Here is a 13,420-nt window from a genome sequence, read left to right as displayed (position 1 = left end):
GGATCGGCTCTTGCGCGTCGGCTCCGGACCCGAGATGGTCGAGTCACCGAACGCCACTCGGCTTTGCCCTAGGCTTTTCGGGACACGTACCGAATCAAGGAGAACCCGCCGTGCTCGTCGAACCCGGATCCCCGACCGCCACGCCCCGCCCCGCTGCGGTGCCGGACCTGGAAGCGGCTCCCGATCTGGTCGAGGCGACACCGCGACGACGTCGGGGCCGGCCCAACGTCCTGAGCCGCGAGCAGGTGATCGACGCCGCGACGGCGATCGCGAACGAGGACGGCCTCGACCGCCTGTCGTTCCGTGCGCTCGGGGTGCGGCTCGGCGTCGCGCCGATGACCGTGCACCGGACCATCGGCGGCCTCGACGACCTGCACGGTGAACTCGTGCGCCGCACGGTCGACGAGTTCACCGCCACCTTCGTCTGGCCGGACGAGTGGCACGCCGTGGTGCGCACCTTCGCCACGACGTTCCGCGACCTGATGCGCACCCACCCCCTGGTGCTCGAGTCGCACAGCCGGCGCGGGGCCCTGGTGTCCACCGAGTCCGACGCCGTCGTGGCGAAGGTCGTCGGGGCGCTCCGCTCCGCCGGGCTGGCCGATGCCGAGGCGATGTACGCGTTCTTCGTCGTGTACGACTTCGTGGTGGGGCACACCTCGGTGGAGATCGGGCGTGGAGATGCCGAGGCCGGGCGTCCCGAGCGGCACGCGCTCGTCGGAGAGCTCCTGGGGGAGCACTCGTACGACGCACGCTTCACGCTCGGGCTCGACGTCCTCATCGCCGGGATCGAATCGCGCGTCCGCTGAATTTCGGTACGCTTCCCAACAAAAAAAGATGTGAGATACCGTCTTTCACGATGTCCACTCAGTACCAATCCCCACAGTCTTCCGTTCCGCAGCCCTACGGTTCCGTCCCGCACCGCACGAACACCCTCGCGATCATCTCGCTCGTCGCGGCGTTCGTCGCACCGCTGATCGGGTTCATCCTCGGTCTCGTCGCGATGTCGCAGGCGCGCAGACGATCCGAGGGGGGCCGCGGCCTCGCGCTCGCCGCGGTCATCGTCGGTGGGGTGGTCACGCTGCTGTACATCGGGCTGTTCGTGACGATCGCGGTCCTCGCGGCGAACGCCCCCGATCCGACGTACTCGTACTGACCGACCACGCACGTCGATCATGAGCACCACCGATCCGGCCGCCGCCCTCCGTGCGAAGGCCGCCGCGCAGCAGGGCAGCGCCCGTGCACTGGTCATGACGATCGTGTGGGCGGCGCTCCTGCTCGCCGTCGGCGTCGTCGTCGGGTACGCGCTCGGGTCCGTCCTCGGCACCATCCGGGACATGACCGTCAACAGCGTGTTCTCGGACACGCCGGACCCGGAGTACCCGTGGTGGGCGATGCCCGTCGCGGTCACGGGGTCGATCGTCACGCTGGGCATGTACTCGAAGTGGAACCACCGCTTCGCAGGCCGGGCGTCGGAGTTCGTCGGGGTGGGACCGGTGAGCATCTGGCTCGTCGGCGCCGCAGCCGGGCTCTGGTGGACGACCGCGACGCAGTGGGCGCCCGTCGACCGCGTCGGGACCACCGTCGACCCGGCGTTCGGCCGCGACGAAGTCTGGGGCATCGGCGGCTGGATCTGGTACGCCGCTGCGTGGTGGATCCCCGCACTGGTCACCGCGCTGGCGCTGGTCGCCCTGATCGGCGGGACGGTTGCACGCCGCGGGCAGGGCGGCCGACGCGGTCGGCTCGAACAGCTGCTGCGTGCGGGGCGCCGGGTCGACGGGATCGTCACCGCGGTCAGCGGCTCGACCGCCCACGACGCCTCCTTCACGCTGCTGCGCTGGACCTTCACGTTCACGGACCTCCAGGGACAACAGCGCTGGGTCGACCGGACCGAGGGGTTCGGCGACGGAACCGGCCCGGTGCTCGGAGCGACCGTCGTCGTCGTGTTCGACCCGACCCGTCCGAGTGATCGGAAGCGCATCTTCGCGGCGACGAACGCCGGTGCCGTGCCGGAGGACTTCCTCCGCCCGGGTACGCAGTGACACCGTGACGCGGCGGGCGTTCGGCTGGACCACGTTCGTCGGACTCGCGCCGACCGGCCCGGTTCGCCGCGGCTCTACCCTGGAGGCGTGACCGACGAGCCCGCCCCGACGCACGAACTGACGACGAACGGCGTCGGCCCGCACCCGGAACCCTGGCCCGACGACCCGCGGCTCGACCCGGAGCTGCTGGCGGCGGGGGACTCGCGGAACGTGCTCGACCACTTCCGGTACTGGTCGATGGACGCCATCGTCGCCGAGCTCGACACCCGCCGGCACGCGTTCGACGTGGCGATCGAGAACTGGCAGCACGACCTGAACATCGGGTCGATCGTGCGGAGCGCCAACGCGTTCCTGGCCGGCACGGTGCACATCATCGGGCGGCGGCGCTGGAACAAGCGCGGCGCGATGGTGACCGACCGGTACCAGCACGTCCGGTACCACCCCGACGTGCAGGCGTTCCTGGCCGCGATGGCCGAGGAGCAGCGCCCGGTGATCGCGATCGACAACACCCCCGGCGCCGATCGCATCGAGACCGCGGCGATCCCGGAGCGGTGCGTGTTCCTGTTCGGCCAGGAGGGCCCGGGGCTCACCGACGACGCGGTGGCCGGGGCGTCCGGGCACCTGGAGATCACGCAGTTCGGGTCGACGCGGAGCATCAACGCCTCGGCGGCGGCTGCGATCGTCATGCACAGCTGGATCGTGCAGCACGCGGCGCCTGCCGACGCGACTTCGTGAGCAGAAATGGTCGGGTACGGGCCCTGGACCCGACCATTTCTGCTCACGAAGCGGGCGTGACGGACGCGGGACGGGCCTCCCGGCAGCCGCGTCAGCGCGGGGCGGTCGTGCGGCGAGCGACCAGGCGGGGCTCGACCAGGGACTCGGTGGCGGCCAGCCCCGGGTCGGCGATGCGGGCGAGCAGGCGCTCGCCGGCGCCGCGGCCGATCTCGACGCTGCGGTCGTCGATGCTCGTCAGGCCGACGTAGCGCGTGGCTGCGACGGGGGTGTCGTCGTAGCCGATGACGGAGACGTCCTCGGGGACCCGGAGTCCGCGTTCGGCGAGTTCGGACAGTGCTCCGAGGGCCATCACGTCGTTGGCGGCGAACACCGCGGTGACGTCGGGGTGCTCGTCGAGCAGGGCGCCGAGGGCGCGGGAGCCGGCCTCTTCGGTGGGTTCGCCGGGCAGGACCACGACGGCGGGACTTGCACCCGCACTGGCCGCGACGGTTGCCTCGAACCCTGCGCGGCGTTCCTTCGACGCCGCCGAGCTCGCCCCCACGAAGCCGAGCCGCGTGTGGCCCAGCGCGAGCAGGTGCTCCGCGGCCATGCCGCCGCCGGCCCGGTCGTCGTTCGCCACGGTGTCCGCGCGGGGGATCGACACGCGCCCGCCGGCGATGACGACCGGCATCGAGGCCGGGATCGCCAGGTCGGTGTCGGGTTCGCCGGCGATGACGATGCCCTCGACGCGCATGGACAGGAAGCCCTCGACCGGCGAGGCGTCGAGCCCCGTGTTCAGGAACCGGTCCGCGACGACGAGACGGTGACCCTGGTCCTGCAGGGCCTCGCGCAGCCCGGTGAGCAGGTCGACGAACCACTGGTTCCGGAAGTCGTCGAGGACCACGCCGACGGTGCGGCTCCGGGTGCCGGCGAGGGACACCGCGGCAGTGGAGGGCCGGTAGTCGAGCTCCTGGATCGCCGTGAGCACGGCGGCCCGGCGCTGGTCACTCACCCGGGGGGAGCGCTGCAGCACCAGGGAGACGAGGGACTTCGAGACCCCGGCGCGCGCGGCGACGTCGTAGATGGTCGCGGGTTTGCCGTCTCCCATGATGCGCTTCGACCTCCGTTGGTTCGTCCGTCGATCGTAGCGGTTGACGTGACATGCGCGGGGTGGGGGGTGGGGCGCGGGGGTCGGTGCGCTTCGTGAGCAGAAATGGTCGGGTCCGTGGTGCTGACTCGACCATTTCTGCTCACGATGTGCGCGTGGTCACTCCTCCACACGGGAGGCCCGGGGCACGTTGTGCACGGAAGGTGCGTTCGCGCGTGTGGACCTTGCGCCGGGGCGCGAGTGTGGACGGCATGCGAGCACGCCCACTTCCACCCCGGCTCCGGTACCGATCGTTCGACGTCAGGGCCGCCGACCGTGCGGGTGTCAGCCGCCAACGACTCCGACGGCGAGACCTGGTCCGGCCGACCCGATCGATCCGCTGGGCGCGGGGACGCCCACCCGACGGCGTCGAACGGATCCGGGCATTCCGCTCGATCCTGCTGCCCGGACAGTTCGTCAGCCACCTCTCGGCAGCTGTGTTGTGGGAGCTGCCGGTGCCCGTCGGTGCCACAGGGCCGGTGCACATCACGAGTCCCATCCCTGCCGCCCAACCGCGCCGGACCGGGGTCGTCGGACACCGCATCACCGCCGACCGGGCTGCCGTCGCCGAGCGCTGGGGGATGCCCGTGAGCACCCCGGCGGCGCTGTGGGTCGACTGCGGTGCGCTCCTGAGCATCGACCAGCTCGTTGCACTGGGCGATGCGATCGTCACGATCCGGCGGTGTGCCACGACGATCGACGACCTGCGCGGAGCGCTCGACCGGGCCGGGGCGCGCGCAGGAGTCCGGAAGCTGCGGGTGGTGCTCGAGCTCGTGCGGGTCGGTGCGGGCTCGCCGCGGGAGACCCTGGCGCGACTGACGATCGTGCGCGCCGGATTGCCCGAGCCGGAGCTGCAGGTCGACGTGCTCGACGAGGCCGGGCGCTTCGTGGGGCGCGTCGACATGGCGTACCCGGAGCAGCGCATCGTCATCGAGTACGAGGGGGACCAGCACCGGACCGACGCCGAGCAATGGGGTCGTGATCTGCGGCGCTACCGCGATCTCGAACAGCTCGGCTGGGCGGTCGTGCGGTGGACGAAGTCCGACCTGGGCGTGCACGCGGCGGGCGCCGTGGACCACCTGAGGGAACTGCTCGCGCGCCGGGGGTAGCGTCCGCCGCATGGCGACGCTGCTCATCACCGGGGCCGCAGGACGCATCGGGGCGGCTCTCCGGTCCAGGCTCCTGGCGGCCGGACACGACCTCGTCCTGCTCGACGAACGGACGCCCGACGACCCGGTCGTCGCCGGGGAGCGGTTCGTCTCCGGCTCGGTGAACGACCCCGCTGCGCTGGACGACGCGCTCGCCGGGGTCGACACCGTGGTGCACCTGGCCGGTATCCCGACCGAGGCCGCGTGGGACGACCTGCTCGAGGCGAACCTGACCGGCACGAAGAACGTGCTCGAGCGTGCGGCAGCGAACGGTGTGCTCCGGGTGCTGCTCGCGAGCTCGATCCACGCGGTCGGCCGGGTTCCCGAGCCGCTCGACGAACCGGGCAGCGTGCCGGGCGACCGACTGCCGCGGCCGGACACCTACTACGGCGTGACGAAGGCGGCGATGGAACTGCTCGGCAGCCTGTTCGCCGACCGGTACGACATGTCGATCGTCTCGGCGCGCATCGGGGCGTTCGGGGAGCACCCGTCGTCGTCGCGAGCGCTCCTGATGTGGAGCTCGTCCGACGACCTGGCGCGCCTGGTGCTCGCGACCGTCGACCTGCGCGAACCGGGGCACCACGTCGTGTGGGCGCTGTCGCGGAACACCGGCTCGCCCGCCGACCTGACCGCCGGGGAGCGCATCGGCTTCGTCCCGCGCGACGACGCGTCCCGGGCGCTCGACCCCGACGCTCGGGCGGACCTGCCGCCGGAGGACCTGCGGTTCCTCGGCGGCGAGATGGTGTCGTTGCCCCTCGGGCGCAGTACTTCGTGAGCAGAAATGGTCGGGTGGCCTGACGCCACCCGACCATTTCTGCTCACCATGCGAACGCCCGACCCGCGACGCGACGCTGCCGCGCCCCCGCGCCCCCGCTACCCGATCAGGCTCGGGCGCAGGTCGCGCAGCGTGCGGGAGCGGGTCTGCCGCGCCGTGACCACGAAGGACACGAGCAGCGCGCCGAGCAGCCAGCAGAGCAACACGCCCGCGTCGGACCACGCGGCGCCGAGGTTCCCGCCGTACATCGTCTGCCGGATCGCGTCGACCGAGTACGTCATCGGCAGCGCGAAGTGCAGCGCCGCCAACGGCCCCGGCAGCGTCTGCCACGGGAACGTGCCGCCGGCGGTGACGAGCTGCACGAGCATGAGCACCAGGCCGAGGAACTGTCCCACCGACCCGAGCAGCACGTTGAGCGCCATGATGACCGCCGCGAACGTCGCCGAGGCGAGCACCATGATCCCGATCGTGCCGCCGACGTGCACCACGTTGAGGTCGAGGGCGAACCGCACGATGAAGAACAGCGCGACCATCTGCACCAGGCCGAGCAGCGCCGGGGTCAGCCAGCCGCCGAACACCACCGCGAGGGGCTTCCGCACCGCGGTGATCGCCCGCTTCGAGATCGGCTTGAGGATGAGGAACAGCGCGTACATGCCGATCCAGGCTGCGAGCGAGATGAAGAACGGCGCGAGGCCGGCGCCGTAGTTCGACGCGGCGGCGACGTTGTCGTCCCCGACCTTCACCGGGTCGGAGATGACCGATGCCTGCGACTCCCGCTCCGAGGCGTTCGACGCGGGGATCTTCGTGCGGCCCTCGTCGAGCGACGCAGCGAGCTTCGACGACCCGGTCTTCAGCTTGTCCAAGCCGGAGACGAGCGACGAAGCACCCTTGTCGGCGGACGCTGCGCCCGTGGCGAGCGACGAAGCACCTGACGACAGCGTGGGTGCGGCGGTCGCGAGCGCAGACGTACCGTCTGCGACCTTCGAGGCACCCGTCGAGAGCGTCGACGCCCCGTCCGCCGCCGACGAGATGCCCGAGGTCAGTGTCGGCGCCGCTGCGGCAAGCTTCGACGTCCCGGCGGCGAGCGTGTCGGAGCCGTCGGAGAGCTGCTGGATGCCACTCGTCAGCGCCGGAGCCTCCTCGGCGAGCTGCGATGCTCCGGCGGACACCTGCGCGCTGCCGGTCTTGAGCTTCTGCAGGTTGCCGGACAGCGCTCCGGCACCGGTGCCGAGATCGGCACTGCCGGTCTGCAGGTTGTCGAGCCCGGCGAGCAGCTCGGTCTTCTGGTCAGCGTTGAGCACCGTGGACGCCTGTACGACGGGCTTCAGCGACGCGACGAGTTCCGGCGACTGCGCAGAGAGCTGCTGGACACCCGCGATGAACGGCGCGGCCTTGTCGGCGAGCTCGGCGTTGCCGCTGGCGACCTTCGATGCACCGGACGCGAGCGTCGCCGAGTCCGCAGGCAGGGTCGACGTCTGGTCGCGGAGCTGGTGCAGCCCGGTCTGCAGCTGCTGCGCCCCACTGTTCAGCTGCTGCGTCTGCGACGGCAGCGCCGCCGTCTGCTGCTGCGCACGCGCCAGCCCTGAGGCGAGCGTGGAAGCACCCGACGCCACCTGCTGTGCCCCGCTGTCCAGCTGCTGGGTCTGGGACGGCAACGACGCCGTGCCGGACGCGAGCTCCGCCGCACCGGACGACAGCTTGCCGGTGCCGTCCGCCAGCTTGCGAGCCCCCGAGTCCGCCTTCGCGGTGCCGGAGGCGAGCTGGTCGGCCCCGTCGACGGCGTCGCCCAGGCTGTCGCGGACGTCGGCGAGCCCGACGAGCAGGGTCTTCGCCGCCTGCTTGCCGACGCGCTCGGCGACGGCGGTGCGCATGGTCTTGCCTGCCTGCTCCGCGATGGTCGAGGCCAGGTACGAGTTCGTGTCGGCCGTCGTCATGACGAGCTTCGCCTGCGTCGGGTCGTCGGACTGCGCGGACACCAGGCGCTCGGAGAAGTCGTGCGGGATCGTGACGACGAAGTCGTAGGTGCCGTTCCGCACGCCGGAGCGCGCGTCGGCGGCGCTGGTCTTCGTCCACTTGAAGTCGGCGCCGTCGAGCGCCTCCTTCGTGACGTCGGTGCCGTAGTCGACCTGGTCGCCGTCGAGGGCGGCCCCGGCGTCGAGGTTCACGATCGCCGCCGGGATCTGGTCGAGCTTGGCGTACGGGTCGCGGTTCGCCCACAGGTACGCGCCGCCGTACAGCAGCGGCACGATCATCAGGGCGATGAACGCCAGTCGTGCGAGCGGGGTCGCGGTGAGTCGCGCCAGTTCGGCGCGGACGAGCGAGGTGGTGGTCACGGGGTTGCCTCCGTCGGGACGGTTGCGGATTCTGCGGTGACGGAAGGGCCGGACGGGAGGCCCGGCTCGGTTCCGTCGGACAGGGCCGCGTCGTCGGGACCCTCGGTTTCGGTCGTCCGGATGGTTCCGGTCGTGTCGATGGTTCCGGTCGTGTCGACGGTGTCGAGCAGCGTCTCGACGGTCGCGGCTGCGGCCTTCGAGGTGACGAGCACGACGGTCACGCCGCGTCGAGCGACGTCGCGGAGGACCGCGAACCACTCCTCGACGGCGCCGCCGTGCCGCTCGGGCGCGGTGACGACGAGGCCGGTCACGCCGTCGCGGAGCAGGGCGAGCTCGACGAGCAGTCGGACGCGCACGGCGGTCGGCACCCGCTGGACCGGGGTGTCGGCGTAGTGCCCCAGGCCGAGCTCCTCGAGCACGGTGTCGACGTGGTCGCGCGAGGGGCGCTGGGCGGCGAACGCGAGCTCCTCGCGCACGATCTGCTTGACGGTCATCACGGGGAAGGGCTCGGCGACGCCCGGGGTGTCGACGAGGGCGAAGGCGCGGCGCACGGCGGCGGCGTCCTCGTGCCCGTCGAGCAGCAGCCGCCCGGTGTCGGGCTGCATCCGGCCGCCGGCGACGAGCGAGGCGAGCACGGGGGCCTGCTCGGTCTCGACGGCGACGACCCCGGGGTGTCCGGGCGCGGCGACGGCGGAGACGACGGGCAGTGCCGCGCCGGGCTCCTCGCCGATGCCGACGTGGTCGAGTTCGAGCGTCATGCGGGGTCCTTCACGGGGGAGACAGCGGAGCCGGTGGCCGGGGCCGCGGGTTCGGACAGCAGTGCGGTGCGCCAGTCGATGCCGGCCATGCCGAGCGCCGACAGCACCACCATGCGCCGTCCGGCCTCGTCCGGGGTGCCCGACCGGGTCGCCTCGTCGAGGACGGCGATGCACGCACCCTCGACCAGACGCCCGAGGGTGGCCGGGTCGACGTCGTCGCGCATGGCGCCCTCGGCGATCCCGAGCGTGCACGCCTGACGGACCTGGGCGCGCAGGGGTGCGAACACCTCGGCGACGGGCTCGGCGAACGGGCTGCGCACGGCGACCCGGGCCATGGACCGGACGTGCGAGACCTCGGTCCAGAGGGTCACGGCGATCGCGGCGAGCCGGGCGGCCGGCGGCAGCTCCTGCAGGTCCGAGGTGGTCGGCATGGCCGCGGCGATGCGAGCGGCGCCGGAGGTCACGACCTCGCGCACGAGGTCGTCACGTGACGGGAAATGTCCGTACACCGCGCGGCGCGAGAGTCCGGCGGCCGCGGCGATCGTCTCGATGGAGGCGTCCGGATCGCGCTGCAGGCAGGTCCGTGCTGCGTCGAGGAGGGCTGCCCGGTTCTCGGTCGCGTCGCGGCGGGGTGCGCGTGCGGGGTGGGAAGCAGTGGTCACGAACCCCATCGTAATAACGTGCACACGTGTGTGCAACTTAACAGGAAGACCGGCCCTCGAACGGGGGTGTCCCCCAAAGTGCGGACTGCCCTTTCTGAATGTAAGCGCATAACTTCACAGCAATCTCATGCGAACCACGGACTGAGCCTGGAGTGCCCTCTTTGAACCGTGCAACACCGAACCACGACCCGAACCCGACCCCGAACTCCCATCGCATCGCACGCGTCCTGACCGCCGGCATCGCCGCCGTGGCCCTGACGTGCGGCGGCCTCGCAGTCGGGGGCGCGGCCTCCGCAGCTCCGGCCGGGGTGTCGGTGGCCGACCTGAAGCTCTCCGCACCACTGCGCGACGCCAAGCCCACCAAGACCGTCGCCGCCTTCGTGCGCACGACCGGCCAGGGTGCCCTCGAGGTGGACGCGAACGCGAAGGGCGGTGACCTGACCAAGTCCAAGACGCAGTCCTCGGCAGCGAAGAGCCGCGTCAAGGCGATCGAGTCGACGACCGCGGCCGTCCGCGCCGCCGTGAAGCGCTCCGACGCCGACTCCACCGAGCTCTACTCGACCGAGTACACCGTCCCCGGTGTCGCGGTCGTCGCCGACGTCTCCGCGCTGCAGGACATCGCGAAGCGTTCCGACGTCGAGAGCATCATCCCGCTCACGCCGAAGAAGATCGTCGAGCCGACGGTCAACGCCGACGCGAGCGCCGCACCGTCCGGTGTGGACCCGAGCCTCGTGAAGCCGGGCGCCGACGGCGTCTCGCCGAAGAACGCCGCGAGCGACGTCTACACGCGCTCGCTCAACGCCTGGCAGCAGACCGGCCACACCGGCAAGGACGTCAACGTCGCCGTCCTCGACACCGGCCTCGACTACACGCAGGCCGACTTCGGCGGCCCCGGCACCACCGCGGCCTACCAGCAGGCCCTGGCGAACGCGAGCTCCGGCGCCCCGGACCCCAGCCTGTACGACGCGTCGAAGTTCCTCGGCGGGTACGACTTCGCCGGCGCGACCTACAACGCCGACCCGACCGACCCGGCCTACGACCCGGTGCCGGCTCCGGACGACAACCCCATCGACGGCAAGGGCGGCGACCACGGCACGCACGTGTCCGGCTCGATCGCGGGCTACGGCCTGACCGCCGACAAGCAGCAGTTCGACGGCGACTACACCAAGCTCACCACGCAGCAGGTGCAGGACATGTGGATAGGCCCGGGCACCGCGCCCGAGGCCGGCCTCTACGCCCTCAAGGTGTTCGGTGACGGCGGCGGTTCGACCGACGTCACGGGCGCCGCGCTCGACTGGGTGGGCCAGGCGCTCACCGAGGGCAAGGACATCAACGTCCTGAACCTGTCGCTCGGCTCCGACTACGGCGCACCGGACGACCCCGACAACGCCAAGATCGACGCGCTGACCGCACGCGGGGTCCTGCCCGTGATCGCCTCGGGCAACGCCGACGACTTCACCGACATCGGTGGCTCGCCGGGCAACGCCGAGGGCGCGCTCACCGTCGCCGCGAGCGCCACCGGCCAGTCGCTGTACGACGGCGTGCAGGCCACGGCCCCCGCGAACGTCGCGAAGACCTACCGGTCGCAGTACTCGCAGAACTTCACGGGCACGCTGCCGGTCGAGGGTGACGTCGTCGTCCCGACCAGCAACATCGACGGCTGCGCCGCGTTCAGCGCCGCCGACGCCGCGAAGATCGCGGGCAAGGTCGTCTGGCTGAAGTGGACGGACGGGGCGCTCGAGTGCGGCTCCGGCGTGCGCTTCAACAACGTCCAGGCCGCCGGCGGCATCGGCGTCCTGCTCGCGGGCACGATCAACACCTTCGACTCGGGCATCGCCGGAAACGCGACCATCCCCGGAGCCGAGCTGACGCTGGACGCCGCCACGAGCCTCCAGGCAGCTGCCAAGGCGGGGACCCTGCACGTGCGCTTCGCGGACGAGCTCAAGGGCTTCGAACTCGCCACCGACCCGGAGGCCGTGAACACGCTCGCCGGGTTCACCAGCCGGGGCGTCCACGGGTCGTTCAACGACATCGTCAAGCCGGACATCGCCGGCCCCGGGGTCAACGTGATCTCGGCGGCCAACGGCACCGGTGACGGCCGCATGTCGATGAGCGGCACCTCGATGGCCACGCCGGACGTCGCGGGCATCGCGGCGCTGACCTTCCAGGCGCACCCGGAGTGGAGCGCACCGCAGGTCAAGGCGGCGCTCATGAACACGGCGACGCACGACGTCAAGGACGGCTCGCGATCGGCGACCCTGCTCCGGCAGGGCACCGGCCGCGTCGACGCCCTGCAGGCCGTGACCGCCGGCACCACCGTGCGGAGCGTCGAGAACGACCTGCTCGTCACCGCCTCGTTCGGTGTCGTCGAGGTCTCGAGCGCGACGACCGAGAGCCGCACCCTCCAGATCGCGAACACCGACGGCGTCGCGCACACCTACGACGTGGCCTACCAGCCGCAGGTGTCGCAGCCCGGCGTGACGTTCGCGCTCAACACGAAGCGGGTCACCGTTCCGGCGAACCGCACCGCGACGGTGAAGCTCACCTTCACGATCGCCGACCCGACGAAGCTCCGCCGCGTCATCGACCCCACCCAGGAGTCGGTGCAGCAGGGCTACCAGCGTGAGTTCGTCACCGCCGCCTCGGGCATCGTGGCGTTCACGCCGACCGACACGACCGCGGTGCCGCTGCGCGTCGGTGCGTACCTCGCACCGAAGCCCGTCAGCTCCGTGCAGGGTCGCTCCACCGTCGCCTTCACCGGCCCGGGCAAGTCGGCCGACCTGACGCTCAAGGGGCGCACGGTCGACCAGGGCGGCCTGACGACCGGCTACCACGCCGCCGTCGCACCGTTCGTACTCGGCGGGACCGACCCGGTCGAGTCGTTCCCGGCGGGCTCGGCGAAGCGCTCGCTGCAGGCAGCGGACATCCGCTCCTACGGCGCGAGCTACGACAAGGCCTCGGACACGATCGCGTTCGGCATCCAGACGGCCGGTCCCGACGCCAACCCCGGCGCCGTGACCAACGTCGAGGTGCTCATCGACACGAACCGTGACGGCGAGCCCGACTACCTGGTCTACAACGCCAAGTCCGCCGCGGTGGACGCGACGTTCGCGACGACGATCGACCTGGCCAAGGCCGCGTCGGACGACCCGGACGTCGACCCGGTCGTCGACGTCCAGCCGCTGAACGGCGGGGCACCCGGCCAGGACGTCAACACCTTCGACAGCTCGGTGAAGGTGCTCACGACCACGGGTGCGCTGATCGGCGCGAAGGGCAAGTTCACCTACTCGGTCCTGACCGAGTCGGCGTACGCCCCGGGTGCCGCGACCACGGGTTCCTCCGTGGTGGACGAGACGAAGAGCGCCTCGTTCGACCCGTCGAAGCCGGCACTGTCCTTCGCGCAGGGCCGCAGCACCGGCGTCCTGTTCGCCGACTCCGGCGCCCTCCGGGTCACCCGGGCCTCGGGTGTCACGAAGGCCACCGTGCTGCTCCTGCACCTCGGCAACGCGTCGGGCAAGCAGGCCGGCACGTCGACCATCTCGGTGACCCCGCCCACGCTCGCGCTCGCCGCGGGCAGCAAGGTGACGGTCAGCGGGACGGCGAAGGTCGGCTCGAAGCTGTCGGCGAACCACGGCAAGTGGAGCACGACGAAGGCGACGTACAAGTACCAGTGGCTCCGCGACGGCAAGGTCGTGAAGAAGGCCACCGGTGCGACGTACAAGCTCGGCACGTCCGACGCGGGGCACAAGTTCTCCGTCAAGGTGACCGCGCACGCCTCGGGCTACAAGGACGGCACCGCGACGTCCAAGTCGACCGCGAAGGTGTCGCGGAAGTAGTCGCCGCG

General features: G+C 71.5%; 11 protein-coding genes. 7 read left to right on the top strand and 4 right to left on the bottom strand.

Features of this window, described 5'->3' with window-relative positions; all coding sequences use genetic code 11:
• The first annotated feature begins 110 nt into the window (after nucleotides 1-110).
• The 4 genes from EDF51_RS13990 to EDF51_RS13975 all read left to right on the top strand — a co-directional run bounded on the left by EDF51_RS13990 (nucleotide 111) and on the right by EDF51_RS13975 (nucleotide 2,774).
• Nucleotides 111-806, top strand: coding sequence for a TetR/AcrR family transcriptional regulator C-terminal domain-containing protein (locus tag EDF51_RS13990; RefSeq protein ID WP_134195373.1), 696 nt, complete (start codon nucleotides 111-113; stop codon nucleotides 804-806).
• Nucleotides 807-856: 50 nt separating this feature from the next.
• Nucleotides 857-1,153, top strand: a complete 297-nt coding sequence (locus tag EDF51_RS13985; RefSeq protein WP_123937459.1) for a DUF4190 domain-containing protein — start codon at nucleotides 857-859, stop codon at nucleotides 1,151-1,153.
• 19 nt (nucleotides 1,154-1,172) lie between these two features.
• Nucleotides 1,173-2,039, top strand: coding sequence for a hypothetical protein (locus tag EDF51_RS13980; protein WP_123672029.1), 867 nt, complete (start codon nucleotides 1,173-1,175; stop codon nucleotides 2,037-2,039).
• Nucleotides 2,040-2,126: 87 nt separating this feature from the next.
• On the top strand, nucleotides 2,127-2,774 hold the full coding sequence (locus tag EDF51_RS13975) for a TrmH family RNA methyltransferase (RefSeq protein ID WP_134195371.1): 648 nt from the start codon (nucleotides 2,127-2,129) through the stop codon (nucleotides 2,772-2,774).
• Nucleotides 2,775-2,865: 91 nt separating this feature from the next.
• Here EDF51_RS13975 and EDF51_RS13970 read toward each other — a convergent pair whose 3' ends face one another.
• A complete protein-coding gene (locus EDF51_RS13970; protein WP_123937463.1) occupies nucleotides 2,866-3,861 on the bottom strand; it encodes a LacI family DNA-binding transcriptional regulator in 996 nt (331 codons plus the stop codon).
• 494 nt (nucleotides 3,862-4,355) lie between these two features.
• Between EDF51_RS13970 and EDF51_RS13965 the strand changes: the two genes are divergently transcribed.
• Both EDF51_RS13965 and EDF51_RS13960 read left to right on the top strand, forming a co-directional pair.
• Nucleotides 4,356-5,009 (top strand): DUF559 domain-containing protein, encoded by a 654-nt coding sequence (locus tag EDF51_RS13965; protein WP_131881169.1) that lies wholly within the window; start codon nucleotides 4,356-4,358, stop codon nucleotides 5,007-5,009.
• Nucleotides 5,010-5,019: 10 nt separating this feature from the next.
• Nucleotides 5,020-5,823: an NAD(P)-dependent oxidoreductase gene (locus EDF51_RS13960; RefSeq protein WP_207906718.1), complete on the top strand. Its 804-nt coding sequence runs from the start codon at nucleotides 5,020-5,022 to the stop codon at nucleotides 5,821-5,823.
• Nucleotides 5,824-5,921: 98 nt separating this feature from the next.
• Here the strand turns inward: EDF51_RS13960 and EDF51_RS13955 are convergent, their stop codons facing one another.
• From EDF51_RS13955 to EDF51_RS13945, 3 genes are read right to left on the bottom strand one after another with little or no spacing between them, the layout of a single operon-like run.
• The gene (locus EDF51_RS13955; protein ID WP_134195369.1) at nucleotides 5,922-8,156 is read right to left on the bottom strand and encodes a YhgE/Pip domain-containing protein; all 2,235 of its coding nucleotides are present in this window, start codon (nucleotides 8,154-8,156) and stop codon (nucleotides 5,922-5,924) included.
• A complete protein-coding gene (locus EDF51_RS19970; protein ID WP_166673560.1) occupies nucleotides 8,153-8,914 on the bottom strand; it encodes a hypothetical protein in 762 nt (253 codons plus the stop codon). The genes EDF51_RS13955 and EDF51_RS19970 overlap by 4 nt, the downstream gene beginning before the upstream one ends.
• Nucleotides 8,911-9,576, bottom strand: a complete 666-nt coding sequence (locus EDF51_RS13945) for a TetR/AcrR family transcriptional regulator (protein ID WP_123293842.1) — start codon at nucleotides 9,574-9,576, stop codon at nucleotides 8,911-8,913. Before EDF51_RS13945 ends, EDF51_RS19970 begins: the two co-directional genes overlap by 4 nt.
• A gap of 161 nt (nucleotides 9,577-9,737) precedes the next feature.
• On the opposite strand from EDF51_RS13945, the gene EDF51_RS13940 reads away from it, so the two are divergent.
• Nucleotides 9,738-13,412: a S8 family serine peptidase gene (locus tag EDF51_RS13940; protein WP_166673559.1), complete on the top strand. Its 3,675-nt coding sequence runs from the start codon at nucleotides 9,738-9,740 to the stop codon at nucleotides 13,410-13,412.
• The last annotated feature ends 8 nt before the right edge of the window (nucleotides 13,413-13,420 follow it).

It is taken from the genome of Curtobacterium sp. PhB25, from assembly GCF_004365375.1.
Taxonomy (GTDB): Bacteria; Actinomycetota; Actinomycetes; order Actinomycetales; family Microbacteriaceae; genus Curtobacterium.
Note: the sequence above shows the minus strand (reverse complement) of the source record. Positions and strands in the feature narration are given on the sequence as shown.